The following is a 24,506-nucleotide window of genomic DNA, read 5'->3' on the forward strand; positions in this document are numbered from 1 at the left end:
TCGCCTTGCGGTGCCGTTCGAAACCGGCGTCGTGCTCCATCGACAGGCTCATCTGCTTCGGCGTCATCGCGTAACATCCGTCCTCAGGTCGAGCTTCGACCACGGGGCAAAATCAGAGTTTCCCTAAATATGCAGGCTTCCGGAGATCGACTGCACTGCTGTTCGCGAGTGCGCATCATTGATGCCTCTCTCGCTTCGCTGGTGTTCGTCTGGCGCGCTTCGAGCGATCGACTGCTGGGGGTGTATCAGACTGCAAGGTGGTGAGCTCTGGGGGCGCTTGGCGAGCGCCGAGTGCGCATTCGTTGACCCAAGTGGTTCACGATCAGCACTCCGCGTGACAGTGACCCAGCGCTCAGCAAGACGCTCCGGGTTGTCGCTGTTTGCCGCTCGCGATTGATTGAGCATGAGGTGATTGTCGAGCTCACATGGCGGGTGCTGATAAACGTGGGCCCGGCGCGGGCTGCGGCGGGAATTGCGCATGCCAACGTCATGGATACCGCAAGTGGATATCGAGTGTGCATCAACCTCTGCGCCCAGCAGAGCGATGTCAGACCGCAGTCCATCGAGAAGTGCGATCCCTCTGTAAGCACCCACCCACTGCGCCGTGCAGCTCCTGCGACAGAAAAAGTGTGCGCCAGGGATGTCCCGGGTCGAAGTCCTAGGACCATTCGTGGAACCCGTGCTGGGTGCAGCCGAAGTCAGAGCGCTGCGAGCGAATCTCCATACTTCACCGAACGTGCGGCCATGCTTGATCGATCGAGGCTGTTGATCTCACGAACTTCACGCGATGGCGCGCCTTTGTTCGCTCAAGGGATGGGGCATGTCGTCCTGTCGCATTGAGGCGTAAGAACGTGCGACATTGGGGCTTGGGAGATAACCACCTAGCCCGCGGCTGCGGCTGACATCCACAACAGGGACCCCCACCATGACAACATCCGTTCCGCCCCCGCTGCCCCCTCGTTCGCCCAGCAAGCCCACCGGCATGCGCATGGGACCGCTGTTCTTCGTGATCTTCGGCGCCGTGCTGGCAGCAGGCGCGCTCCTCTATGCCTGGCACCAGAGCCAAGTCGACATCCGGGAAATCAAGGCGAGCACCGCTGAGCGGATCAAGGCTTCGGACGAGGCTCTTCGGAACTACCGAGCCTGCAAAGCACGAGCAGCCCAGCTCGGCTACGACAGTCTGCAAGTCTGCAAATAAATGCAACACGGGGCGGTGAAAGCCGCCCCGTTGGAGAGAAGAGTGAACACCCAAAGCAACATCCCCTACATCACCACCAACGACGCTCGCATCGCACTGGACAGCATGGACGACTACGCCCGCATGGCCGACGTCGTAGCTCGGACCTTTCCGAGGTCTTGTGGAACCAGGCAGGTGAGTTTAGGTGCCCCTGCTGACTTGATATGACCGCGATTCAAACGTCGCGCGGAGCCAGGCCATTGCCTCATCAAGATCCAGGTTGGAGCTGGCATAGCTTTGCCGCAACAGGTGTGGTGAAAGCAAGCCGTCCCATTTTTGGCGAACGAGGTTGCTTGCTTTTGCGAGCAGTTCGTCCACAGGTGCAGCGGGCTCCGAACCGATGTCCGCCAGCAAGTCTTCGATCTGTTCGAGGCCACGGCCAGCGCGCTGGATCTCGACCCCGAGCCGGCCTGTGGACGCCTGCATGCCATGCGACATCAGTAGGCAAGCGATGGCCTCGTTGGCTGCGTCGCCCAGCCAAGTCAGCAGGATCGCTTGGCTTCCCTGATCCAGCAGCAAACGATCGGTCAAGGCCAGCGTGGCAAACGCCTTGCGGCCTTCCCCCAAGAAGCGCTGTGCCGTAGGGTCCAAGAAGGGCAGCGCGTCTTGTGCAACATAGATATCGCGCATGCGCTGCCGCACCCGGGTATGTACACGCCCACCGCCTCCATTGAACAGCGGAGGAGCACCGCCCTTGGTGGGCGCGACATGGATCGTCTTGTGTTCTTCATCGATGGCTTCAACGAGCCAAGTACGCCCGCCGAACAGAATGCGCTGGCCGGGCGTCAACATTTGCGAGACGGGTAGCGTACCCAATGCCTTGCCACTGGAGACGATGCGGAACTCCTCATCGCTGGAGAACGCCGCATAGAACGAATAGTGATTGACGATCTTGTCGCCAATGCGACCGTGGAGCAGAAGACCTGAATGATCCTGGGTCAGGATTTCCGTTTGCCCCAAAGTGCGCAGCAGTTCGGCAAAAGCGTCTTTGGGCACTCGCTCGAACGGACCGGGCGGGGCGCAGAGAAGTTGAAACGCCTGAGCCGCCTGGAGGCCGCCATGTTGCGCGATGGAAGACAGGAGTTGCTGCACAAGCGTGGAGTAGTGTGCTCCGTGGACAGCAGGCGGCTCAAACCAGTTTTCCAGCAAAAGCGAGATGACGGCCGCGGTCTGCACCGTGTCCAGTCGAAGCCGCGTTTCAAGATCAGCCTTCTCGTCCAAAGCCTCCTCGGTGACATAGCCGCGCAGGATTGCCGGTTCGCCCTCGCGTCGGCCGGATCGCCCCAGTCGTTGGCGGAGGCTTGCAACAGATGGCGGCGTCCCGATTTGCACCACACTTTTGACCGCGCCGATATCGATGCCCAGCTCCAACGTGCTTGTGCAAACGGCAGTTGCCGCGCGCTCACGCTGTTTCAGTGCAGCCTCGGTTTCGTAGCGGATTTCCTTCGACAGGTTACCGTGATGCGGCCAAAATTCCTTGGGGACTTGAGCTTGCTCACACAACTCATTCAGAAGATGCGTGTAGCGCTCAACCTCCCGGCGGCTGTTCGGAAAAATGAGGTTATTGGAGCCGCGTAAGGTCTTGAACATGTGCTGCGCGATCGCCAGCGGTGCACGCTCCGTTTCCGGATCGTTCTTTCTGCTCGTTCCGTCAGCGGCCGCGAGCTCTTCAAACCCCTTAACCAGTATCAGCAACTGGCCCCCGGTCGATGCCGCATCGACCATTGCCACGGGGCGGTCGGGCCGAAGGAACTGGGCTGCCAAGCCCATGTCGCCCAGCGTGGCGGAGAGACCAATGCGAGGCACCGTGTGCCCCAGTGCGACTTCGATGCGGTGCATCAGCGCCTGCAGTTGCTTCCCGCGTTCGGTGCCGATGAACGCGTGAAGTTCATCGATGACGAAGAAGGTCATCTGCTTGAACAGGGCGGCGATGCTGGTGCCACGGTTACACAACGTGGCTTCTAAGGACTCCGGCGTGATCAAGAGCACGCCAGTCGGCTTTTGCACGAATTTCCGCTTGGAAGTCGAAGTGATATCCCCGTGCCACGGCCAGACGGGCACGTTCAGGTTCTCGCAGAGGCGATCCAGGCGTCCGAACTGGTCGTTGATCAACGCTTTCAGCGGGCTGATGTAGACGATCAAGCCCTGGTCTGGCCGGCCGAGCAAATGGGTCAAGGCAGGCAGGAAAGCAGCCTCGGTTTTCCCTGAGGCCGTGCTGGCTGCCACGATGACATCTTGGTTGCCTGGCAGGATCAGCGGAATGGCCTGTTCCTGCACATCGCGCAGTGCACCCCAACCCTCGGCCCACAGATAGCGCTGTATCCGAGGGTCTAGTTGCAGGAAGGCCTGGGAAGCTGCCATCAGAGTTTGAAGGAAGCCAGTTCGTCTTCCGGATCCACGATCGCATCACTCTTGCCACCTTCATCAGCTTCCACCCGGACCTCGCCGATCAGGTTCTTCCAGTCGGTGCCGGGGTTTTGTTCCAGGATGGCCAATAGGTTGATGAAGGACGTGATCGTGGTGCGCGGTGTGCGGAAGAAGCTGTCGCCGATGCGATTGGCGCAGTGCTCCATGAAGCTCGCGATCGCCGGATCGGGAAGCAGATACCGGGCGGTGTCCCCGGCGGCGTATACATGGCGGATCTTCCCCAGCAGCAGGTAGAAGTCTTCCAACGTCAAGCTCGAAAGGCGCAGCACTGGACCAGAGAAGTCGACAAGCTCATTGGTCGCGAAAGCGTTCTGGGCAAGTCGACTTTGGAGTGCCGAGTAGCTGTAAATCCCGCGGCGTGTATCCATCAGGAACTCCGGCGTGCCGCCCAGCACGAATCCTAGGCCAACGGCTGTGCCCTGCAAGGAGTCGTTGAGCATGCGCAGGATCTGCTCGTAGTTGGAACTGCGCGCTTGCGAGTTGGCAAGCTTGTAAAGATTGACCATTTCATCCAGACACACGAACAGTCCCGCGTATCCGGCCAAGCGCACGAACCTGGCCATGAGTTTCAGTTGATCGTAGATCGATGCGTCATCGACAATCGTGCGAACGCCCAGTGCCACGCGCGCGTCGGTCCGGGTCGCGAACTCACCGCGCAACCAGCGGACAGCGTCTGATTTCAGCTGCTCGTTTCCTTCCTCGACGCCGCGACAATAGGCTGCGATGACATCGGCAAAGTCGTAACCGTTAACGAGCTCGGTCAGCTGTTCCAGTTTCGACCGGATGACCTGCTCGGTGGACTGGCTCCGCGCTTTGGCTTCGGACTTGGCCGTGGCGATGAACTTCTCGACCACGCCGGACAAGGCGCCCCCCTCGGGTTTGGTTCGCGTGGCTAGGTTGCGCATGAGCTCGGCATACAGCGACCGAGCTTGCCCGCCAGACGCGTGCAGGCGTCGATCGGGGTTGAGGTCGGCGTTGGCCACGACGAGCTTGCGCTCCATGGCAATGGCACGGATCAGATTGAGAAAGAAGGTCTTACCCGCACCATATTCGCCGATGACGAAGCGGAACGATGAGCCACCGTCAGCAACGCGGTCGATGTCCGCGACCAATGCTTCGATCTCCCGACCTCGGGCGACCTGGATCAGGTGTTGACCTGCGCGAGGCACAACGCCGGCACGCAGAGACTGGATAACGGCGTCGCGATCCTTGGGGCGAATGGCAGCATTCATGCTTCGATCTTCTCAAGTAGTTTGGTGTTCACCGAAATCGGGTCCTCGCCTTCGAACAGTGGCTCGTCGAATGCATCGAAAGCCGCCTCGTTGATCTGTTCCAACGCGCCGTCGAGCATCAGGTCCAAATCGGCGGCAGCGTCCTCCAGCTCGGCACGCATCCACTCGGGCCGCGACAGCAGCAAGCGCAGCAGAGCGGAATGATCCTCGTCCAAGCCCAGCGGCGCATTGGCTTCGTCTTCGAGCTCCGGTTCCGGAGCGGGTGCCGCAGGTGTGTTGCCAGCTTCCTCGACAAAGATCTTCGACAGCAGCGCCGAGACCCGCGCCGTGTCTTCTTGCAACGCCGCAATACGCTCAGCATCCAGGCGGAAGCCCCGCTTCTCGGCCTGGACAGCGGACGCAGGCACGCCGCCGGAACCAGCTGTGTGGATGTCGCTGAAGACGCGCTTGGGTTCTACGCCGAGAGCCTTGTAGACCTTTTCCAGGAACTTCACTTCATCGGGCGAGACAACTCCGTCAGCCTGGGCCAGCGACGCCATGAAGGCAGCGAGCGTCTCGCGCGCCGCGGTGGGCAACGGCGCCAACTTCTTTTTCAGCGCCGCCAGATTCATTGGCGAGACGGTCAACCACTGGAGGTGCGCGTGCAACCTGCGGCGCTCTGCGAGGGCGAGGTGCACCCATCCTTCGATTGCCGCCCGAAGATGTGCGACCTCCCGATCATGGAAGACTCCATCGGCCTGGGCCACGGCCGAGGCCAACTGCAGTGTCAACGCGGCCGTTTGATACTCGGCACGCGAACCCAAACCCGAATCCATGAGCGGTTGAGCGAACAACACGATCGTATCCTGTTCCCCCGGCACCTTGGCGCCGCCGAGGACATGCGGTTCCATCCCAATCTCGGCGCCTTCAAGCGCCCGCGCCAAGCCCCGCACGCGATCGCGATTGACCTCTTGATTGGCGCCCCCCAACGCCGCAAGAAGTTCCTTCAGCGGTAACGACAGTCGGCCTTCGCTCATCTGTGCGGTCAACGCCCGCAGCTTTGCTTGGATGGCAGCGGGCCAGAGGGTGGCGGGCAAGAGCAACAGCCCTTCCAACGCTCCGACTGCCCCAGGATCCTTTCCGACGAGGCGACTATAAGAACCAAGTTCGTCCGTGCATTGGTTCGCGACCTCCATCAGCTTCCTGATGGGTGCGGTCAAGGCCGTGACATCCGGAACATCCCCGAAGGTCATCGTGATATTGGCGCCGCGCAACCCCGCCGAGGCGGCTTGGTAGATGAACTTGAGCTTGGTGCGGTTTTTCGGAAGCACCAGTCCAGGGCCGAGGACTTCGTGATAGCGCTGAGCGAACAGACGCTCGAATTCGTTGGGGCAACGAATGGCTGCAGTGCGCAGAGAGCATTCCGGACTCAAACGGAGCCAAGCCAGCACGAGATGCGGGGGAAGCGGAGCACGATCGACGGCTGCCTGGCCAAGGGCCAGTCGAAGATGCGGCGGCAGCTCATAGGTTCTCGGGAAATCCGGGACGGGCTGCTTGTAGAGCTGACTGGACTTTCCGGCCAGCTCGATCCAACCCAGAAGTTCGCCGGCGTAGCGATTGAACGATCCCGATTTCTCGCCATAGATCGCAAGCAGTCGCCGGAGCTCGACGATGATGGCTGGCCAGTCACTTCTCGCTGCGGGGTCGTCGCGCGAGTCCACGATGACGCGACGTTCGAGTCCGTAGAAGAACAGGAACACGTATCCAATGTCGCAGTCGGGATTCGAGCGACCTTCCGACAACCAGTTCAGATAGGCTCGCCGCTCCTCCGGGGAAGCTTCGGCGTAGCTGGGCCAGTAGCCCATCTGCCGAGCGCGGTAGTTACCTACACGCGCCACGGTGTATTGGCCGCTGATCAGGCATGGCTCGGCGCCCCCATTGAGCGCTTTCAGCTTCCCGCCGACATAGAGCATGCCGCCCGGTAAGTTCACGCCAGCGACTTCGATGCTTTCGCCAGGGGGTATCCAGCGCCCCTCGCCGAAGCCGGCGGGAGCCGCTGGTAAAACGTGATCCGAGGTAGGGTTCGTAGCCCCTGATACCGAGTACATGCGATCGGGCTCAGGCGAACCATGGAGCATGCGAATGAAGCCCTCAAGAGGGCGCTCGGGCTCTGGTATGGGCGCCCCGGTAGAGCTCGGTGGAGGCGGAGACATAGTGGTTGGCGGTGGAGGTGCTGCAGGGGTAACGCTCAAGGGCGGTGCTGTCGTGCCAGATACAGGCACCTTAGTTAAAGCTGCTAGCTTCTTGCGCAGGCTCTCAACCCTCTGCCTGCTTTCCTCGATCCCAGCATCACGGTCGCGATTCCACTCTGTCCCCTGCGCGTCTAAACGAGCATCGGGCTTACGAGCTGTGTGGATCGGTTGCCCCTGAACTTCCGTCAGCCGACCCTGGGTTGTCGTAGGTGGCTGGAATGGGCCAATTGGAGAAGGGCCTTGATCTGAGTCATTCAACCGAGGCTGGCTGGACGCTTTCGGTAGAGCAGGTGGCTCTAACGGCCCAGCTGCACGCAAGGTCGGCACGCCTCGGCGTTCATGAGAGGCGTGATGAGTTTGCTGAGGGGGGAGGTTCGCGCGGGTGAGCTCATGCGTGTGCGGAGCCTTTGGCGCAAGATCAGGTGGGTCGGGTTTCGCACTCAGCAGCATCATCGCAGTGAAGATGAGGATTGCCACTATCACGGCGAAAACGCCAACGCCGAAGAAGCTCCAAAGCTCCTTCGAAAACAGGGCAACTAAGGCAATCGTCCATATTGCCAAACCGAGCCCAGCTCTCCTAAAGCTTCGCGCCATCGTGCTCCCCTGTTGCTTACAGCCTGGACCACTGCTGATTCCGTGGACTATCAGAATGGCCTAAGCTCAGTATTGCCGCGCCACATACTGGTCAATGAAGCTGTCCTCTGTCATTGCAGCCAGTGCTTCCTCATCGTCGAAGTCGACGTTCGGATTGGGTGGCAGGCTGCCTACGTCATAAACCGATAACTCCAGCCACGAAAAGCTCTCCTCTCTCGGCTGACCAAAGCCCGAGCGATGGAAAGCTCCTACGTTGCCCCAGGCTTTGGTGTCTCGCGTAGCGCGCTGGCAAGCGTCCTTTGGATCGGTGGCGGGGCCGAGATAGACCACGAAGCCCGTCCCATCACAGATGACCCCAAATGTGCGCATGGTGTTCTCCCCTTCGAGTCAAGTGTAAGTAGAACTGCTCGGCTAGGCCACAGTTGGTAGCCGTGCGCTCACAACCGTGGCCATCTACATCAGTAGATCGCCGGCGTCAGTCGAGGTCGACGGTATGCGCCAAGACTGATCCGAAACAGATTCATTCCTTCAGGCTTGAGTGTGTAGTGCTCTGGAACAGGATCCCAGCCCGCGCTGCAAAGCCCGCGCCCTTTCGGGTCTGGCACAGCGGCCATGTCCGTCGTGTCTGCAGGGACGTAGAAGTCAGCTGTCTCCGACGGACCCAAACGAGCTGCAAGCTTTCCGGCAATGGCAACACCGATGTAGCAGCCAGAACCCATGAAGCCTTTGTCGCGCGTCACCACCATGTGAGCATAGCCGTCGATTTGTTCCTGGTAAGCAAGTAAGCGATCTGCTGAAACCGGTTTCCCAGCTTCATGAGGCGTCGGCAGGGTGTGAACCATCACTGTGCAACCAGAACATCCCATCACGGCCAGCAAGCCGGCCATTCCAAGTCGAAGCATTCTTCCCCCTGATACTTGCAGTATTCGTCCACCGCAGAGCCGTTCTCGATCAGCGTGCTGATCACTGGTTCGAAGTGAGCGAAAGCGCAGCAGGATCGCTGCAGGAGCATTCTCGCGGAACTTGAACTGATTCGAAAGATATTGCGCTTCCGCTTGATGTCTTCGTTGTGCTTCCTGCACTTCCTGAGCTCCCGCCCCGACAGGCTCGTGCGACATGTCTAGCATCGAGTGTTACATCACCCTTCAACGCGAGGTGCGTATGGGCGTCTGCCATCTGATTTCGGTAGCCGAAGACCAGCTTCGGAGCTGGCGAGGAGATCACGACGAGCTGTTGAGAGATATTGGCTCCGCTGTCGTTCTGGCGTGTCTGGACACCGAGCTGACCCGGGTCACTGTTCGCGGTGCTGATGCGGGATCTCCAGGTGGAACATCCGGCTCGGCAATTACGGTCCAGCACGTGGGCGCCTATGACGGCGACGATTTCACCCCGTGGGTCTGGGCCAGTGGCGATGAGATTCGCCTGACCGGCGAACTAGAAAGGGCGGATCTGGTTCGCTTGGGCAAGTTGATCAATGCCGTGCTGGCGAATACGAGCGTCAGTGGAGGCGAGTCGTGAAATGGAACTATCGGGTAATGCGGACCGCTGACGAGTTCGTCATTCGGGAGGTCTACTACCGGAAAGGCGGCACAGTTGAGGGGTGGTCGGCTGGTCCAGCAGTCCCTTCGGCGGAAACGCTTGAAGGGTTGAAGTGGGTGATTAACCGCTACCAAGAAGCGCTTGAGAAGCCGGTGATCGAGGGCACTGATGACAGTGCAAGTGAAAAGTAGCGTGAGCCACAATGGACCACGTTGCGGGTCTAGCGGCTCAGCCTTGCTGACGGGGGATTTCCCGCCGAGGCTGACGAACGGCGGCTGATCCCGTCGATGGGCCGCCTACGGTCCGTTCAATCGCCTGTCAGCAGCGCAATGCACCGACGATGCAAGGGTAGGCTGACCGCACATACCACCAAGGAGTTGCGTGATGTCCTACATCCTCCGGTCGCCCAAACATGTGTCGCTCTTTTCCAGGAAGAGGCGATCGAAACCAACGCCGCCGCTGCTGGAACTGCTGTTGTTCCTCTACGCAAGCGCCGTGGCTGGGTGCTTCGGTTTCGTCGCGGCAAAATTCGGCGACATCGCCTTCAATCATCCTCACGATCCACACGCGATGGCCGGGATGATCGTGGCCTATGGTTGCTTCACTGTGGCCCTCGCCGCGACTGCCGTTGCCGGCAAGTCCTGCCTCAACTTGCTTCGGATATCGTGATGACCTGTCCACCCTGCCAAGGGTGGATCGTTAGCGCAGCAGTGGACTCGACAGTGCTGTGCTGTTTGAGGCGAAAGCCATGCTGATCGCTGATCGTGTGCAGGCTAGGGCGGACGGGCGCTGAGGGGTCTTCTTGCACTGCCGCCACGCTTCGCTGAAGCTGCTCGATATCTGCAGGGAGCAACGCCATGAAGCACCCGATCCCACTACACCGTCGCCTCTGGCTGCTGGCGCAGTGGCCTTTCTCCAGCAGTGCACGTGAGACTTGGCATGTGCTCAGGCATCCGGCGAATGCGCGCCGACTGCTGTAGTCGATTGAGCAGATGAAGCGCGGGGAGTTGGTGAAGCGTGACCTTGTGGAGTAGGCCACCGAGAGGACGGCACTCGGCTGAGCCGGTCTGCTACACTGAATCGCGACATCAAAGTGTTACGCCAAGCAGGTTTGAGCGTGGCTAACCCTTTGTTTGGTAAGGCGCTGTGCTGTCGTCTTTTGGGGCAAGCGCGCAAGACTGGCTAACCAATTGATCCTATGGGCCTCGGTCGTCGGTTCGAATCCGGCCGCCCCGACCAATCTGGAAATACCGACGGCGCCTTTGGGCGCCGTTTGCGTATGCGGGATTGGCGACGCAGGAAATTGCATTGCGGGCCGGCTAGGCTCCGACATCGGGTTCGCCAACGAGGAGATGCCCCATGCCGTCGAACAGCTGCCACCCGAATGCGCCGCACGAGAAACTCAAGGCGCCCGACTGGTACGTCTCGGCGCTGATGATGGATCGCGCGCTGGACGCGATCCTGCGCCGCGTGAAGAAGCTCGACCGCGAACACGACATCCCCTACCTCGCGGGCTACAGCCAGGACGGCAAGACGATCTACATCGACCGCCACCTGCCGAAGAGCTTCACTTTCCGCGGCCGCACGATCGAAGTGGACCGCTTCCTGGTCCTGCACGAGGAAGTGGAGAAGACCCTGATCGACCAGCTTGGCCTGCATTACCTGCACGCGCACCAGATCGCCACGCGCGCCGAGGAGGCCGCGGTGAACGCGCAGCGCGTCACCTGGAAGGCCTACGACCGCTTCATGCAGAAGTACGTGAAATCCGTCGGCGACGAGCGCCTGCAGAAGGTGCCGGCCGACCTCGACCTCAAGCCTTACCGCGACTACCACGATTACGACCTGATGCAGCGGATGGAGCAGCATCTCGACCAGGCGCGCGGATTGGGCGCGAAGCTCAAGGCCGAGCTGAAATCCTATGCCGCTGCGTTCCGCGAGGAGCACGCGGCGGAGCGGCGCCGCGCCGCGCGCGGTGCCGGCACGGGCAAGCGTGCGGTGGCTGCATCGAAGAAGACCGCCGCCAAGAAGCCCGCGGCGAAAACGGCCGCGCGCAAACCGGCCGCGAAAGCGTCACGCCGCACGAGCGGTTGAGCAACGGATGCGCTGCGACGCGCCTGGCGGCGCGTCGCCCGCATTCCTCAATACAGCACGCGGCTGCGCAGCGTGCCGGGGATCGCCGCCAGCTTGTCGCGGAGTTCGTTCGACTGCGCCTCGTCGGCGGCCACGTCGATCACCACGTAGCCCACTTCCGCGTCGGTCTGCAGGAACTGCGCGTCGATGTTGATGTTGCCGACGGAGAACAGCTCGTTGATGCGCGACAGCACGCCTGGCACGTTCTTGTGGATGTGCAGCAGTCGGCGGCTCTTCGGGTGCCCGGGCAGCGACACCTCGGGGAAGTTCACCGCCGACAGGGTGGAACCGTTGTCGCTGTAGCGCACCAGCTTGCTCGCCACCTCGATGCCGATGTTGTCCTGCGCCTCCAGCGTGCTGCCGCCGATGTGCGGAGTAAGGATCACGCTGTCCAGGCCCACCAGCGGCGACACGAACGGGTCGTCGTTGCCCTTGGGCTCGACCGGGAACACGTCCACCGCGGCACCGGCGAGGTGACCGGAACGCAACGCCGCGGCGAGTGCCTCGATGTCGACCACGCTGCCGCGCGAGGCATTGATCAGCAACGCGCCCTGGCGCATCGCGGCGATTTCCTTCGCGCCGAACATCAGCTTGGTGCTCGGGGTTTCCGGCACGTGCAGGGTCACCACGTCGGCGCGCTGCAGCAGGTCGTCCAGGCTTGCCGCCGGGTGCGCGTTGCCCAGCGACAGCTTGGTCTCCACGTCGTGGAAGATCACGTGCATGCCCAGGCCCTCGGCCAGCACGCCCACCTGGGTGCCGATGTGGCCGTAGCCGATCACGCCCAGCACCTTGCCGCGCGCCTCGTAGCTGCCACTGGCGGACTTGCTCCAGCCACCGCGATGGCACTGCGCGCTCCGCTGCGGGATGCCGCGCAGCAACATGATCGCCTCGGCCACCACCAGCTCGGCCACGCTGCGCGTGTTGGAGTAGGGCGCGTTGAATACCGGGATGCCCAAGCGCTCGGCCTCGGGCAGGGCGACCTGGTTGGTGCCGATGCAGAAGCAGCCCGCCGCGATCAGCCGCTTGGCATGGCGCAACACCTCGGCGGTGAGCTGTGTGCGCGAGCGCAGGCCAACGATATGGGCGTCGGCGATGCGTTCCAGCAGCTTCGCCTCGGGCAGCGACTTCTCGTGGTACTCGATCTGGCTGTAGCCGGCACGCTCGAAGACTTCCACCGCGGTGCGACTCACGCCCTCCAGCAGCAGCACCTTGATGTCTTGCCGGGGGAACGAGGTCTTCATGGTGGCTCCGGGGTGGAAAGGAGCTGCTACTATGCCAGAATTGCGGCGTTGCAACACGTCGCGGTTTGGACGTCCATACGAATTCGAGGCATAAGTTTATGCCCCAGCCGGAGATCCCATGAGCGTTGCCCTGGACGAGCTTGTCCGCCGCCTGCCCGGGTTGCGTCTGCTCACCGGCGCCGGCGACCTGGAACACTACGGTCGCGACTGGACCCGGCGCTGGACGCCGGCGCCGCTGGCGGTCGCGCTGCCGGCCACGGTGGAGGAGGTGCAGTGCATCGTGCGCTGGGCCAGCGAGCACGGCGTGGCCATCGTGCCTTCGGGCGGCCGCACCGGCCTCTCCGGCGGTGCGGTGGCGGCGCAGGGCGAACTGGTGCTGAGCCTGGAGCGGATGAACCGCGTGCTCGGCTTCGACGCGGCCGACCGCACGCTCACCGTGCAGCCCGGCATGCCGCTGGAAGCCGTGCATGCGGCCGCGCGCGAGCACGGCCTCATCTACCCGGTGGACTTCGCCGCGCGCGGCTCCTGCTCGATCGGTGGCAACATCGCCACCAATGCGGGCGGCATCCGGGTGATCCGCTACGGCAACACGCGTGAGTGGATCACGGGGCTGAAGGTCGTCGCCGGCAACGGCGAACTGCTCGACCTCAACCGCGCGCTGGTGAAGAACTCCAGCGGCTACGACTTCCGCCAGCTGCTGATCGGTTCGGAAGGCACCCTGGGCATCGTGGTGGAAGCCACGCTCAAGCTCACCGATCCGCCGCCGCCCGCGCAGACCATGCTGCTGGCGCTGCCGGACATGGATGCGGTGCTGGCGGTGTTCGGCCTGTTCCGGGCGAAGCTGGCGCTGCAGGCCTTCGAATTTTTCACCGACATCGCGTTGAAGCACGTGCTGGCGCACGGCGCGCAGCGCGCGCTGGACGGCGAGCATCCGTACTACGTGGTGACCGAGTTCGACGCCCCGGACGAGGCCGCGCAGGACGCTGCGCTGGCGGTGCTGGGCGAAGGCATGGAGCAGGGCTGGATCGTGGACGGCACGATCGCGCAGAGCGAGGCGCAGGCTGCCGCGTTGTGGCGGTTGCGCGAAGGCATCACCGAGAGCCTCGCGCCGCACAAGCCGTACAAGAACGACGTGTCGGTGCGCATCGGCGCGGTGCCGGCCTTCCTGCACGCGATGCAGGCGCTGCTGGCGCGCGAGTACCCGCACATCGAAGTGGTGTGGTTCGGCCACATCGGCGACGGCAACCTGCACATCAACGTGCTGAAGCCCACCGACATGGCGGACACGGATTTCATCGCCCAGTGCGAGCACGTCACCAAGCTGCTGGCCGCCACGCTGAAGGAGCATGGCGGCAGCATCTCCGCCGAGCACGGCATCGGCCTGGTCAAGCGGCCCTACCTCGACAGCACGCGCAGCGCGGCGGAAATCGCCTTGATGCGCGGCGTGCGCAAGGTGTTCGACCCGAACGGCATCCTCAATCCGGGAAAACTGTTCGAGGCGGAGTGAACGCTCAGGGATGCAGCGTGTCCGCGATCGTGCGGGCCAGGTCGGCGAACAGCGCCTCACGCTGGGCTTTTGAGCCGGTTGAGGCAGTGAGGAAGGCAGCCACGATCACGCTGCGGCCGTCGGGCCAGGTCAGGATGCCGATGTCGTTGTAGGCAGCGGTGAGCCCGTCCAGCGTGTAGGACGTGCCGCATTTGTCCGCGAGCTGCACGTCGTGGGGCAAGCCCTGCCGCATGCGGTCCGGTTGCGTCTGCGCCTGCAGCAGGGCAAGCAAAGCGCGCGTCGATGACGGCGAGAGCAGGGTGCCATGCTGCAGTTGGCGCAGAAAGTCCGCGGCGGCATCCGGCGTGCTGCGGTTGCGCGGGTCGGCCAGATAGGCGCGATAGCCGCGCTGCAGGCGCGACGCCTCTGCTTGCGCAGTCTCGTTCGCCGGCGGCTGTTGGCGGGGAGCGAGTTGCTCGAATACGCCGTCGACGCCGGCCTCGCCCATGTCCACGCGCATGCCGGCGATACCGTGCGCGCGCAGGAAGGCGGTGACGTCCTGCGGGGGAACGAGCTTCAGCAACGCATCGACGGCGGTGTTGTCGCTGTCGCTGACGGCTGCCGCGAGCAATTGACGCACGGTGAAGCTCATGCGCCCGCCATGGAAGTGCGCGCCGATGGACGGTACGGCGGAGCCGCCGACGATATCGGCGCGCGTGAGCGTGATGGCCCGTTCCATCGACAGCTTGCCGCTGTCGATCTGCGCGAATACCGCGGCAGCGACCGGTGCCTTGAACACACTCATCATCGGGTAGGCACGGTCGGCGTTGACGCGCCAGCGCTCGCCGCTCCGCGGGTCGAGCACGACGATGCCGAACACGCCGGGCTGCGTGCGCCTGGACAGCGCGTCGAGCTTGCCTTGCAGCGCTGCATGGACGTCCGCTGGTTGTGATGCCGCCATGGCCATTGGTGCGATGAAAGCGAGGGCAACGGCGAACATTCGAGGCAGGCGGGCACGTGTGGTTTGCATGCTGGGACTCGGTCGGCAGGAGGGCGCCAGTTTCCCAGACGAAAAGGGCGGCGCGATAGCGTGTACGTGGCTGGACCGTGTGCTGCACAGTCCGTTGCCTCGGGCCGCCGTGCTAGCCTTTTGATTGGCTTTTGCGATCATCCATGATCGCGTGGATCAAACGGGCAGCCATCCATGGCCGCACTCTTCAGATGTTTTTGCAATCATCCTTGATTGCGGACATCAAACGGGCGGCCGTCCATGGCCGCACTCATAATTAATTTCAAACCAGGCACGACCATGATGCAGGAACGCCGCACGCTGTACCCCGAGATCGAGCCCTATGAGCGCGGCACGCTCAAGGTGTCGGAGCTGCACACGCTGTATTACGAACAGTGCGGCAACCCGGACGGCAAGCCGGTGGTGTTCCTGCACGGCGGTCCGGGCGGCGGCACCAACCCGAAGTGCCGGCGCTTCTTCGACCCGGCCGTCTATCGCATCGTGCTGTTCGACCAGCGCGGCTGCGGCCAGTCCACCCCCCACGCGGAACTGCGCGAAAACACCACCTGGGACCTGGTGGCCGACATCGAACGCGTGCGCGAGCACCTGGGCGTAACCCGCTGGCAGGTGTTCGGCGGTTCCTGGGGTTCCACCCTGGCGCTGGCTTATGCGCAGACGCACCCGGACAAGGTCACCGAGCTGGTGCTGCGCGGCATCTTCATGTTGCGCCGCTGGGAACTGGAGTGGTTCTACCAGAAGGGCTGCGACGCGCTGTACCCGGATGCATGGGAAACCTACCTCGCCGCGATTCCCGAGGTGGAACGCGGCGACCTGATCAGCGCCTACCACCGCCGTCTCACCAGCGACGACCCGACGATGCGCGTGGCCGCGGCGCGCGCCTGGTCGGTGTGGGAAGGTTCCACCAGCTACTTGCACCAGGATCCGGCCAGCATCGGCTCGCACGACGAGGACGAATTCGCGCTGGCCTTCGCCCGCATCGAATGCCACTACTTCGTCAACGGCGGCTTCTTCGCCCACGAGGACCAGTTGCTGCGCAACGTGGACCGCATCCGCAAGATTCCGGCGGTGATCGTGCAGGGCCGCTACGACGTGGTCTGCCCGATCCGCAGCGCCTGGGACCTGCATCGCGCCTGGCCGGAAGCCGAGCTGCGCATCGTGCAGGACGCCGGGCACTCGGCGTTCGAGCCGGGCAACATCCATGAACTGATCGAGGCGACCGACCGCTTCGGTCAGTTGCGTTGATGCGGTGACACGTGCGGCAGCGGATTCGGGGTGGCGGGTGCGACATACGTTTCCGCCGGCTCGCTTGATGCGCTTGTTGTTTCCGCTGCGCGTTTGAGATTCTTCAGCAACGTGTCTTCGCTGGACTGCAGATCCGCTGAATCGTAAAACCAGTCGAGCAGCGGGCCGTCCATCGACTCGCGGCTCTCGACCTGCGTGTCGCGCGGCCCCAGCGGGACCAGCGCGAAAACATGGATGGCGTGGGCCATGCCGGCGCGGCCGATCCATGCCAGTCGATGCGGTGGATCGAACAGTTCCACGCGCGAATGGATGGCGGTGCCGCCGGTTTGCCATGTGAACGAGGCGCCGTCATGCAGATGGCCACTGCTTGAGACGGTTTCGACACCCGGTTGCCAGCGTGGCCATGCTGTCGCGTCGGCCAGGATGCGCCAGACGACTTCGGCGGGTGCATGGATGTTGACGGTGGACGCGGCTTTCACCCGCGCATCGACCTGGATGGCGCCATGCCGGGCGAGCGCGGCCAGTGTGCGGTTCGAGGGCGCGCAGGCGGCCAGCAGCAAGCACGACAACGCGAGCGACATGCCTCGGAGGGCGTTCACGGGCCAGGAGTGCCCACGGGTTTTCGATGGGCAAACCGGCGGCGGTAGTCATGCGGCGAAACGCCGAAGTGTTGCTCGAAGGCGCGGCGAAAAGCATCGTCGCTGGCAAAGCCGACCATGCTCGCCAACCGGGATACGTTGCAGCGTTCGTCGTCCAACCATTGTCTGGCCCGGTCCAGGCGCATCGCCCTGACATAGGCTGCCGGCGAGACATGGAAGGCAGCCCGGAATCGCCGGTTGAACTGCCGCGACGAGAGGTGATGGCGTGCGGCCAGCGACTCCACCGAAAGATCGCCGGCGAGATGCGCGTCGATGTAGGTGGCCAGCTCGCCGATGCGATCCGTGATGGCGACCTGTTGCTGCAGCGGCTGCGAATACTGGCCTTGGCCACCGTCGCGCTTCATGTAGACGACCAGCTCGCGCGCCACCTGCAGTGCCGCGGCGTGGCCGAGGTCTTCCTCGATCAGCGCCAGCGCCAGATCGATGCCGGCGGTGATGCCGGCCGAGGTGTAGAACTTCCCATCCTTCGCGTGGATGGCATCGGTTTCGACGCGCAGCGCGGGAAAACGTTGCGACAGACTCCCTGCATATCGCCAATGCGTGGTGACGCGGCGACCGTCGATGAGGCCGGTCGGCGCCAGTCCATAGATGCCGGTGCACACCGCGGCGATGCGGCGGGTGGTTGGGGCGCGCTGCTTGATCCAGCGTGTGACTTGGGCTGCAGTGGCTGCGTTTTCGCGCAAGCCTTCGCCGCCCGGAATCAGCAGCGTGTCGAGGGGCGGGCAATCGCTCAGCGTGGCGTGCGGCTTCAGCACCAACCCCGATACCGCAGTCGAATCGCCGCGGCGCAAGCCAATCACGATCAGTTCGTAACAGGGACGGCCGCCGGTGCGCGAATGCTCGGTGTTGGCGATCGCAAATGCTTCCATCGGCCCGACTAGGTCGAGTGCCATCATGCCGTCGAACAACAGAAAGCCGATGCGGCGCGCGGGTCGGTGCGGTGTGCGTGTCATGACGGAATTATGCGACAGGCCATTTCGTCCGACAGGACGTGTTTCCGGCAAAACCGGACATGCGCTCCGGCTGGGTCAGGTGCCGCGCGCAAGGAACTCCGCCGCCCGCTCGCCGATCATCGCGCAGGCGGCCTGGGTGTTGCCCGAGATCAGCGTGGGCATGATCGAGGCGTCGGCCACGCGCAGGCCGGCCACGCCGCGCACGCGCAGCTCGGGATCGACCACGGACGCGGCGTCGCTGCCCATGCGGCAGGTGCCGACCGGGTGGTAGATGGTGTCGGCGTGCCGACGGATGATCTCGCGCAGGCGCGTCTCGTCCGTCGTCTCGGCGTCGTGGTAGGCCGGGCCTGTGTAAGCCGAAAACGCGGGTGCGGCGAGGATGCGCCGGGCGAGCGCCACGCCGGCGACCAGCGTATCCAGGTCGCGTGCGTCGCTGAGGAAGGCCGGATCGATCAAGGGCGGCCGGCGCGCATCGCGGCTGGCCAGCCGCACGCTGCCGCGGCTGTGCGGCCTGAGCACGCAGGTGTGCAGCGACAGGCCGCGCGCCGGATGCAGTCGGCGGCTGTGGTGGTCGACGATGCCGATGCACAGTTGCAACTGCACGTCAGGCCGTTCCAGTTCCGGTCGCGTGCAAAGGAAGCCGCCGGCCTCGGCGACGTTGCTGGTCAGCAGGCCGTGGCCGCGGCGGTACGGCTTGATCGCGCGCAGGATCTGCGGCAGCAGCGAAGGCACGATGCCGAGCAGGTCGGGATCGCGCACCTTGCGGCTGATCGTGAAGTCGGGATGGTCCTGCAGGTTGCCGCCCACGCCGGGGCTGTCGCGCACGACATCGATGCCCAGTTCGCGCAGATGCGCCGCGGGGCCGATGCCGGACAGCATCAGCAGTTGCGGCGTGCCGAAGGCGCCGGCCGACAACACCACTTCGCCCCGCGCCGCGAACTCGCGGCCATCCACGCAGTGGATGCCGTGCACGCGACCCTGGGCGATCAGCACGCGATCGACCTGGCAGTCGGCCACGACGCTGAGGTTCTTCGGCGCCAGCCCGGTGAGATAGGCGCGCGCCGCATTGCAGCGGCTGCCGTCCTGCTGGAACACCTGGAACAGGCCGACGCCTTCCTGGCTGGCGCCGTTGAAGTCGGTATTCAGCGGATGACCACATTCCTGCGCGGCTGTCACGAAGGCCTGCGCGCAGGCGCTGGGGCTGGCCTGGTCGCTCACGTGCAGCGGGCCGCCGACGGCATGCCATGCGTCCGCGCCGCGCGTGTTGTGTTCGCTGCGCAGGAAGTACGGCAGCACGTCGCGCCACGCCCAGCCGGTGGCGCCCAGCCGGGCCCAGCCGTCGTAGTCCTCGTGCTGGCCGCGTATGCAGATCATCGCGTTGATCAAGCTGGAGCCGCCCAGCCCCCGTCCGCGCGGCTGGTAGCCGCGGCGACCGCCCAGACCCGCCTGCGGCACGGTATGCCAGGCGTAGTTGCGCGCATTGCGGAACGGCATCAGCGCGGCGATGCCCAGCGGCACGTCCGAGCGTATGCCGCTTTTCGCGGGGCCGGTCTCCACCAGCAGCACGCTGGCGTCGGGACGCGCCGCCGCCAGCCGCGCCGCGGTGGCGCAACCGGCGGGCCCGGCGCCGACGACGATGGTGTCGAATGTCCCCTGGGGTAGCTGCATTCAGCCCTGCTTGGTGCCGAAGATCTTGTCACCGGCGTCGCCGAGACCGGGCAGGATGTAGCCGTGCTCGTTGAGCCGCTCGTCGATCGCGGCGGTGTAGATCTCGATGTCGGGATGCGCGGCCTCGATGCGCTTGAGGCCCTCCGGCGCGGCGACCAGGAACAGGCCCTTGATGCGCGTGCAGCCGGCGGCCTTCAGCATGTCCACGGTGGCGACCAGGGTACCGGCAGTGGCCAGCATCGGGTCGACGATCAGCGCGATGCGCTCGTCCATGCGGCCGGTGAGCTTCTCGTAGTAGGCGATCGGCTTCAGCGTCTGCTCGTCGCGCTGCAGGCCCACCACGCTGACCTTGGCGGCGGGGATCAGGTCGAGCACGCCCGGCAGCATGCCGAGGCCGGCGCGCAGGATCGGCACGATGGTGATCTTGGCGCCCTTGATCCGCTGCACCGCGAGCGGGCCGGCCCAACCCTCGATGCGTTCCTCGACGGTTTCCAGGTCCTTGGTGGCCTCGTAGGTGAGCAGGGCGGCCACCTCGCCAGCCAGCTCGCGGAACTCCTTGGTGCTGATCCCGGCGCGACGCATCAGGCCGAGCTTGTGCTGGATCAGGGGGTGGCGGACTTCGACGATTTTCATTGGCCAAGCATAGCCGCAGGCAAAGAAAAGGGCGCCGCCTTGCGGCGGCGCCCTGTACAAGCTGCTGCAGGCTCAGTGCGCGGCGGGAGCCGCGGCGGCATCACCCTTCAGGCAGGAGCTCATGAAGGTCTTGCGGTCGGCACCCTTGAGCGTCTTGGTCTTGGCTTCGGCGTTGCAGCTCTTCATCTTTTCCTGTTGCGTGGCCTTGGTGGCCGGGGCCGCAGCGGTGCTCTCGCCCTTCAGGCAGGAGCTCATGAAGGTCTTGCGCTCGGCGCCCTTCTTGCCGGTCGCTTCCTTGTTGCAGTCCGCCATGCGCTGCTGCTGCGCGGTGAGCGGCTTCTTGGCGGCCGGAGCTTCCTGCTGCGCGGCGGGGGCGGCGGTGGCCGCGAAAGCGGCACCGGCAAGCGCCATGACGGCGCTGACGGCAAGCACACGGATCGACACGGACATGATGTGACCTCCCTGGGTGACCGGCGGTTGCCGGCGTGGGAAGTCTATAGCCGCGGGGGGAGCATCGTCGCTGAACGGTGTGGAGGTCGCGTAAGCCCGCTGCCCGCACCGGTGTCGGCGGCGGGCGCGGGTGCCTGCCGGGGTGAAGATCCGGCTCCGGCAGCAGGCACTGCGGCCAGCTCAGGCCGCCTTGCTTTCGCTCTTGCGCGGGCCTTCCAGCAGGGCGTGGCGCACGTGCGACACCACCAGATCCACCTCGGCGCTGGTGACGTTGAAGTGCGGGGTGAAGCGCAGCGAGTTGACGCCGCCGTGGATCACGCCGATGCCGCGCTCGCGCAGGTATTCCTCGGTGGAGCCGGCGCCGTAGCACTTGAATTGCGGGGCCAACTCGCAGGAGAACAGCAGGCCGGTGCCCTGCACCTTGGTGATCAGGCCGCCCAGTTCGTCCTTCAGCGTATTGAGCTTGTCCACGAATTCCTTGCCGCGGGCGCGGATGTTGGCGCGCACTTCGTCGCTGAGCTCGCCCAGCACGGCCAGCGCCACGTCCAGCGCGCGCGGGTTCGCGGTCATGGTGTTGCCGTAGATGCCCTTGCGGTACAGGCCGGCGACGCGCTCGCTCACCGCCAGCACCGAGAGCGGGTACTGGCCGGCGTTGAGCGCCTTGGAAAAGGTTTCCATGTCCGGCGCGGGCAGCTTTTCGAAGCCGGGGTAGTCGGTGATCGACAGCACGCCGTGCGCGCGCAGGCCGGCCTGGATCGAGTCGACCAGGAACAGCGAGCCGTGCGCCTCGGTGAGCCGGCGCGCGGCGGCGTAGAACTCCGGCGTCACCGCACGGCCGGGGTCGCCTTCGCCCATCACCGGCTCCAGGAACATCGCCTCGACGAACCAGCCGTGCTTGTCGGCGTCGGCGAACGCGGCCTCCAGCTGGGCCACGTTGTACGGCTCGACCACCAGCACGCTGTCCTCGTGGCGGTAGCTGGCGAGATGCTGCTGGTAGGTCTTGCGCGAGGAATCGGAATACAGCGCCGGTTTCTCGGTGCGGCCGTGGAACGCACCCTTCACCACCAGGCGCTTGATCGTGCGCCCGGCGTAGCGGCCGCCGGCGTCGGTCATCAGCTTGGCATTGACGTCGGCGACGCGGCAGGCCAGCGAGACCGACTCCGAACCGGAGTTGAGGCACAGGTAGCGCGCATACGGGTTGCCGCCGCGGTGGCGGCCCAGCTCGCGGTTCAGCGCCTGGGCGAAGCGCAACTGCGCCACGCTGGGCGTCATCACGTTCGCCATCACCTGGTCGCGCGCCAGCGCGGCGTCGATGGCCGGGTGGTTGTGGCCGAAGCCCAGCATGCCGTAGCCGCCGTTGTCGTGCAGCACCGCGCCCTTCAGGGTGACGATCCACGGGCCGCGCGCGGCGGCCGGCAGGTAGGGGTTGATCGCGTCATCCGGGTAGAAGTTGACGAAGCCGGCCTGCGCCTGCGCCAGTTGCGCGGCCTCGTCCAGCTTCAGGAAATCACCCATACCAGCGGCCCCCAGCTCGGCACGTAGTTCGCGGTGGCGCGCCACGGCGCTGGCTACGGCCTCGCCGAGCATGGGGTCGACGGCCGCCATGCGTTCGATGCTGGCATCGTCCAGGCCGGTGGTGCGCGGCTTGCCGCCGAATTCGCGCAGTTCGCGCAGCTGATCGATCAAACCCATGACTTTCTCCTCGGAGTCCGTCGGCGCCTCGCACCCAGCGCGAAGCAGGCCGACGTGTTTGCGTGGGGGAGCCTGGCTCCCGCGGCGCATGGCCCGGTTCGACGGGGTGTGGCGCGCTTCCACGGACACCGAGGATAACCCGGCAGGCAGGGTGCCCGGTACCCCCTGAGGGAGCCGGGACAGTCGGCGCGGGGGGTGCCTTGCCCTGCTCGATCAGGTACTTGGGAGTCGTTTCCCGGTGCCTGCACGGCCGGGATGACGCCTGTCACCCGCGATGGTTGACGGTGGCGACTGGGGGCGACGCGGCGTGCTGTCTAGGCTGTGTGGCAGGAGGAGACACCCACATGAACGAGACTACCGTTGCCCGACTCGCCGCGGCCGTGAAGCGTTACGGCCCGCTCACCGCGCTGGATGGCGTGGACCTCGCCGTGCGACGCGGCGAACTGCTGGCCTTGCTCGGCCCCAACGGCGCCGGCAAGAGCACCAGCATCGGCTTGCTGCTGGGCCTGATCCGCCCCGATGCGGGTCGCGCCCAACTGTTCGGGCTCGACCCGCAGCGCATCGAGGCGCGCCGCCGCATCGGCGTGATGCTGCAGTCGGCCAACCTGCCGGCCACGCTGCGCGTGGGCGAGCTGCTGCGCCTGACCATGAGCTATTACCCGAACCCGCGTGGTTTCGACGAAACCGCCACACTGGCCGGCATCGCCGACCTGCTGCTGCGGCCCTACGGCAAACTCTCCGGTGGCCAGCAGCGGCGCGTGCAGTTCGCGCTGGCGCTGTGCGGGCGGCCCGAGCTGCTGTTCCTCGACGAACCCACCGTGAGCATGGACATCGACGCGCGGCAGAAGCTGTGGGCGGCGATGCGCGCGCTGGTCGCCGAAGGCTGCGCCGTGGTGCTCACCACGCATTACCTGGAAGAGGCCGAGGCGCTGGCGCAGCGCGTGGTGGTGCTGGACAAGGGGCGCGTGCTCAGCGAAGGCAGCGTGGACGACTTGCGCAAGCGCGTGGCGCTGACGCGCATCCGCTGCGTGAGCGACCTCGATGCTGATGCCATTGCCACTTGGCCGAACGTGGCGACGGCCGTTCGCGAAGACGGCCATCTGCGCATCGCCACCGCGCAGGCCGAGGCGGTGGTGCGCCGGCTGCTAGACGCCGATCCCGCCCTGGCCGAATTGGAGGTGCAGCGCGCCGGCTTGGCCGAGGCGTTCACCGAACTCACCCGTGAAACCGTCGCCGAGCAGGAGGCTGCCTGATGAACGCCGTGACCATTCCCGCTACACCGTCGGCCGCCGTTTCCGCGATGCCGCTGCGCCGCGTGCTCGGCGCCTATCTCGCCGAAGCGCGCAGCGAGTGCCTGCGCTACCTGCGCGCGCCGGGCTTCATGCTGCCTATCGTGTTGTTTCCCACGCTGTTCTACCTGATGTTCGGCATCGCGATGGGAAAGTCCGAGGGCCCTGACATCGCTCGCTACCTGCTCGCCAGCTACGGCGTGTTCGGCGTGATGAGCCCGGGCCTGTTCGGCTTCGGCGCGTCGCTGGCGATCGAACGCGACGGCGGCCTGCTCACGCTCAAGCGTGCGCTGCCGATGCCGCCGGGCGCCTACCTACTCGGCAAGATGCTGATGGCGATGGGCGCCGCGGCGCTGGTGATCCTGCTGCTGCTGGGGCTGGCGCTGGGCGTTGCGCATGTCGTGCTGGCGCCCGCGCAGGTTGCCGCGCTGCTCGCCACCGGCGTGCTGGGCGTGCTGCCGTTCTGCGCGATGGGCATGTTCGTGGGCACGCTGATCAAGGGGCAGGGCGCGCCCGGCCTGCTCAACCTGATCTACCTGCCGATGTCCTTCCTGTCCGGTCTGTGGATACCGCTGCCGATGCTGCCGAAGGCGTTGCAGCAGATCGCACCGGTATGGCCGAGCTACCACCTGGACCGGCTGGCGCTGGCGGCGGTGGGCATGGAGCAGGGCGCGGCATGGCCGCACCTGCTGGTGCTGCTCGGCTTCTCGGCGGTGTTCCTGGCGCTGGCGACACGGCGGCTGCGCCGGTTCGGTTGAAGTCGCAGTAGCATG

At 64.8% G+C, this 24,506-nt stretch carries 22 protein-coding genes; 9 read left to right on the forward strand and 13 right to left on the reverse strand.

The genetic code is table 11. The annotated features are described in order from the left end of the window. Positions 1-925 precede the first annotated feature (925 nt). Positions 926-1,198 carry a hypothetical protein gene (locus B0E52_RS05540; RefSeq protein ID WP_139351592.1) on the forward strand — a complete coding sequence of 91 codons (273 nt, stop codon included), beginning with the start codon at positions 926-928 and terminating at the stop codon, positions 1,196-1,198. A gap of 180 nt (positions 1,199-1,378) precedes the next feature. On the opposite strand, the gene B0E52_RS05545 is transcribed toward B0E52_RS05540, so the two are convergent. The 5 genes from B0E52_RS05545 to B0E52_RS18290 all read right to left on the reverse strand — a co-directional run bounded on the left by B0E52_RS05545 (position 1,379) and on the right by B0E52_RS18290 (position 8,839). Continuing rightward, positions 1,379-3,598 carry a DEAD/DEAH box helicase gene (locus tag B0E52_RS05545; RefSeq protein ID WP_077482420.1) on the reverse strand — a complete coding sequence of 740 codons (2,220 nt, stop codon included), beginning with the start codon at positions 3,596-3,598 and terminating at the stop codon, positions 1,379-1,381. Then, on the reverse strand, positions 3,598-4,896 hold the full coding sequence (locus B0E52_RS05550; protein WP_077482422.1) for an ATP-binding protein: 1,299 nt from the start codon (positions 4,894-4,896) through the stop codon (positions 3,598-3,600). The genes B0E52_RS05545 and B0E52_RS05550 overlap by 1 nt, the downstream gene beginning before the upstream one ends. After that, positions 4,893-7,013, reverse strand: a complete 2,121-nt coding sequence (locus B0E52_RS05555) for a TerB N-terminal domain-containing protein (protein ID WP_256363974.1) — start codon at positions 7,011-7,013, stop codon at positions 4,893-4,895. Before B0E52_RS05555 ends, B0E52_RS05550 begins: the two co-directional genes overlap by 4 nt. Positions 7,014-7,787: 774 nt before the next feature. After that, positions 7,788-8,090, reverse strand: coding sequence for a hypothetical protein (locus tag B0E52_RS18285; protein WP_139351593.1), 303 nt, complete (start codon positions 8,088-8,090; stop codon positions 7,788-7,790). A gap of 89 nt (positions 8,091-8,179) precedes the next feature. After that, entirely contained in the window at positions 8,180-8,839 is a 660-nt protein-coding gene (locus tag B0E52_RS18290) for a hypothetical protein (protein WP_139351594.1), read from the reverse strand. Here B0E52_RS18290 and B0E52_RS05560 point away from each other — a divergent pair. The 4 genes from B0E52_RS05560 (at position 8,838) to B0E52_RS05570 (ending at position 11,351) form a co-directional block, all read left to right on the forward strand. Then, positions 8,838-9,239: a hypothetical protein gene (locus B0E52_RS05560; RefSeq protein WP_077482426.1), complete on the forward strand. Its 402-nt coding sequence runs from the start codon at positions 8,838-8,840 to the stop codon at positions 9,237-9,239. The two genes, B0E52_RS18290 and B0E52_RS05560, sit on opposite strands and share 2 nt — an antisense overlap. Then, on the forward strand, positions 9,236-9,451 hold the full coding sequence (locus tag B0E52_RS18295; RefSeq protein WP_139351595.1) for a hypothetical protein: 216 nt from the start codon (positions 9,236-9,238) through the stop codon (positions 9,449-9,451). The genes B0E52_RS05560 and B0E52_RS18295 overlap by 4 nt, the downstream gene beginning before the upstream one ends. Positions 9,452-9,644: 193 nt before the next feature. Then, positions 9,645-9,929, forward strand: a complete 285-nt coding sequence (locus tag B0E52_RS05565; protein WP_077482428.1) for a hypothetical protein — start codon at positions 9,645-9,647, stop codon at positions 9,927-9,929. 690 nt (positions 9,930-10,619) lie between these two features. Further along, positions 10,620-11,351: a hypothetical protein gene (locus B0E52_RS05570; protein WP_077482430.1), complete on the forward strand. Its 732-nt coding sequence runs from the start codon at positions 10,620-10,622 to the stop codon at positions 11,349-11,351. Between the two features lie 47 nt (positions 11,352-11,398). Here the strand turns inward: B0E52_RS05570 and serA are convergent, their stop codons facing one another. Further along, complete coding sequence (serA, locus tag B0E52_RS05575) at positions 11,399-12,631, reverse strand: phosphoglycerate dehydrogenase (protein ID WP_077482432.1); 1,233 nt, start codon at positions 12,629-12,631, stop codon at positions 11,399-11,401. 118 nt (positions 12,632-12,749) lie between these two features. Between serA and B0E52_RS05580 the strand changes: the two genes are divergently transcribed. Beyond that, positions 12,750-14,138, forward strand: a complete 1,389-nt coding sequence (locus B0E52_RS05580; RefSeq protein ID WP_077482434.1) for an FAD-binding oxidoreductase — start codon at positions 12,750-12,752, stop codon at positions 14,136-14,138. A gap of 4 nt (positions 14,139-14,142) precedes the next feature. Here B0E52_RS05580 and bla read toward each other — a convergent pair whose 3' ends face one another. Beyond that, positions 14,143-15,288 (reverse strand): class A beta-lactamase, encoded by a 1,146-nt coding sequence (bla, locus tag B0E52_RS05585; protein ID WP_254426718.1) that lies wholly within the window; start codon positions 15,286-15,288, stop codon positions 14,143-14,145. Between the two features lie 138 nt (positions 15,289-15,426). Here bla and pip point away from each other — a divergent pair, with 138 nt between their 5' ends. Then, a complete protein-coding gene (gene pip, locus B0E52_RS05590; RefSeq protein WP_077482438.1) occupies positions 15,427-16,389 on the forward strand; it encodes a prolyl aminopeptidase in 963 nt (320 codons plus the stop codon). Here pip and B0E52_RS05595 read toward each other — a convergent pair. From B0E52_RS05595 to B0E52_RS05620, 6 genes are all read right to left on the reverse strand, one after another. After that, entirely contained in the window at positions 16,377-16,970 is a 594-nt protein-coding gene (locus B0E52_RS05595) for an SRPBCC family protein (protein ID WP_077482440.1), read from the reverse strand. The two genes, pip and B0E52_RS05595, sit on opposite strands and share 13 nt — an antisense overlap. Before the next feature lie 14 nt (positions 16,971-16,984). Next, positions 16,985-18,001, reverse strand: coding sequence for a GlxA family transcriptional regulator (locus B0E52_RS05600; RefSeq protein ID WP_077482443.1), 1,017 nt, complete (start codon positions 17,999-18,001; stop codon positions 16,985-16,987). A 75-nt stretch (positions 18,002-18,076) separates the two neighbouring features. Next, positions 18,077-19,669, reverse strand: a complete 1,593-nt coding sequence (locus tag B0E52_RS05605; RefSeq protein WP_077482445.1) for a GMC family oxidoreductase N-terminal domain-containing protein — start codon at positions 19,667-19,669, stop codon at positions 18,077-18,079. Next, positions 19,670-20,302, reverse strand: a complete 633-nt coding sequence (gene upp / locus B0E52_RS05610; RefSeq protein ID WP_077482448.1) for a uracil phosphoribosyltransferase — start codon at positions 20,300-20,302, stop codon at positions 19,670-19,672. It abuts the gene before it with no gap. 72 nt (positions 20,303-20,374) lie between these two features. Continuing rightward, entirely contained in the window at positions 20,375-20,752 is a 378-nt protein-coding gene (locus B0E52_RS05615; RefSeq protein WP_077482450.1) for a PsiF family protein, read from the reverse strand. Between the two features lie 180 nt (positions 20,753-20,932). After that, positions 20,933-22,444, reverse strand: a complete 1,512-nt coding sequence (locus B0E52_RS05620) for an aminotransferase class III-fold pyridoxal phosphate-dependent enzyme (RefSeq protein WP_077482453.1) — start codon at positions 22,442-22,444, stop codon at positions 20,933-20,935. Between the two features lie 344 nt (positions 22,445-22,788). Between B0E52_RS05620 and B0E52_RS05625 the strand changes: the two genes are divergently transcribed. Next, entirely contained in the window at positions 22,789-23,697 is a 909-nt protein-coding gene (locus tag B0E52_RS05625; protein WP_077482456.1) for an ABC transporter ATP-binding protein, read from the forward strand. Further along, entirely contained in the window at positions 23,697-24,491 is a 795-nt protein-coding gene (locus tag B0E52_RS05630) for an ABC transporter permease (protein WP_077482457.1), read from the forward strand. Before B0E52_RS05625 ends, B0E52_RS05630 begins: the two co-directional genes overlap by 1 nt. Positions 24,492-24,506 lie beyond the last annotated feature (15 nt).

Source organism: Rhodanobacter sp. C06, from assembly GCF_002001105.1.
GTDB lineage: Bacteria > Pseudomonadota > Gammaproteobacteria > Xanthomonadales > Rhodanobacteraceae > Rhodanobacter_A.

Coding starts and splice junctions, on each gene's coding strand:
- serA (WP_077482432.1), bottom strand. CDS start 12,631: ATGAAGACCTCGTTCCCCCGGCAAGACATCAAGGTGCTGCTGCTGGAG.
- B0E52_RS05605 (WP_077482445.1), bottom strand. CDS start 19,669: ATGCAGCTACCCCAGGGGACATTCGACACCATCGTCGTCGGCGCCGGG.
- B0E52_RS05580 (WP_077482434.1), top strand. CDS start 12,750: ATGAGCGTTGCCCTGGACGAGCTTGTCCGCCGCCTGCCCGGGTTGCGT.
- B0E52_RS05540 (WP_139351592.1), top strand. CDS start 926: ATGACAACATCCGTTCCGCCCCCGCTGCCCCCTCGTTCGCCCAGCAAG.
- B0E52_RS05565 (WP_077482428.1), top strand. CDS start 9,645: ATGTCCTACATCCTCCGGTCGCCCAAACATGTGTCGCTCTTTTCCAGG.
- B0E52_RS18290 (WP_139351594.1), bottom strand. CDS start 8,839: ATGTCGCACGAGCCTGTCGGGGCGGGAGCTCAGGAAGTGCAGGAAGCA.
- B0E52_RS05615 (WP_077482450.1), bottom strand. CDS start 20,752: ATGTCCGTGTCGATCCGTGTGCTTGCCGTCAGCGCCGTCATGGCGCTT.
- B0E52_RS05595 (WP_077482440.1), bottom strand. CDS start 16,970: ATGTCGCTCGCGTTGTCGTGCTTGCTGCTGGCCGCCTGCGCGCCCTCG.
- B0E52_RS05560 (WP_077482426.1), top strand. CDS start 8,838: ATGTCTAGCATCGAGTGTTACATCACCCTTCAACGCGAGGTGCGTATG.
- B0E52_RS05600 (WP_077482443.1), bottom strand. CDS start 18,001: ATGACACGCACACCGCACCGACCCGCGCGCCGCATCGGCTTTCTGTTG.
- upp (WP_077482448.1), bottom strand. CDS start 20,302: ATGAAAATCGTCGAAGTCCGCCACCCCCTGATCCAGCACAAGCTCGGC.
- B0E52_RS05625 (WP_077482456.1), top strand. CDS start 22,789: ATGAACGAGACTACCGTTGCCCGACTCGCCGCGGCCGTGAAGCGTTAC.
- B0E52_RS05545 (WP_077482420.1), bottom strand. CDS start 3,598: ATGGCAGCTTCCCAGGCCTTCCTGCAACTAGACCCTCGGATACAGCGC.
- B0E52_RS05550 (WP_077482422.1), bottom strand. CDS start 4,896: ATGAATGCTGCCATTCGCCCCAAGGATCGCGACGCCGTTATCCAGTCT.
- bla (WP_254426718.1), bottom strand. CDS start 15,288: ATGATCGCAAAAGCCAATCAAAAGGCTAGCACGGCGGCCCGAGGCAAC.
- pip (WP_077482438.1), top strand. CDS start 15,427: ATGATGCAGGAACGCCGCACGCTGTACCCCGAGATCGAGCCCTATGAG.
- B0E52_RS05570 (WP_077482430.1), top strand. CDS start 10,620: ATGCCGTCGAACAGCTGCCACCCGAATGCGCCGCACGAGAAACTCAAG.
- B0E52_RS05630 (WP_077482457.1), top strand. CDS start 23,697: ATGAACGCCGTGACCATTCCCGCTACACCGTCGGCCGCCGTTTCCGCG.
- B0E52_RS05555 (WP_256363974.1), bottom strand. CDS start 7,013: ATGCTCCATGGTTCGCCTGAGCCCGATCGCATGTACTCGGTATCAGGG.
- B0E52_RS05620 (WP_077482453.1), bottom strand. CDS start 22,444: ATGGGTTTGATCGATCAGCTGCGCGAACTGCGCGAATTCGGCGGCAAG.
- B0E52_RS18285 (WP_139351593.1), bottom strand. CDS start 8,090: ATGCGCACATTTGGGGTCATCTGTGATGGGACGGGCTTCGTGGTCTAT.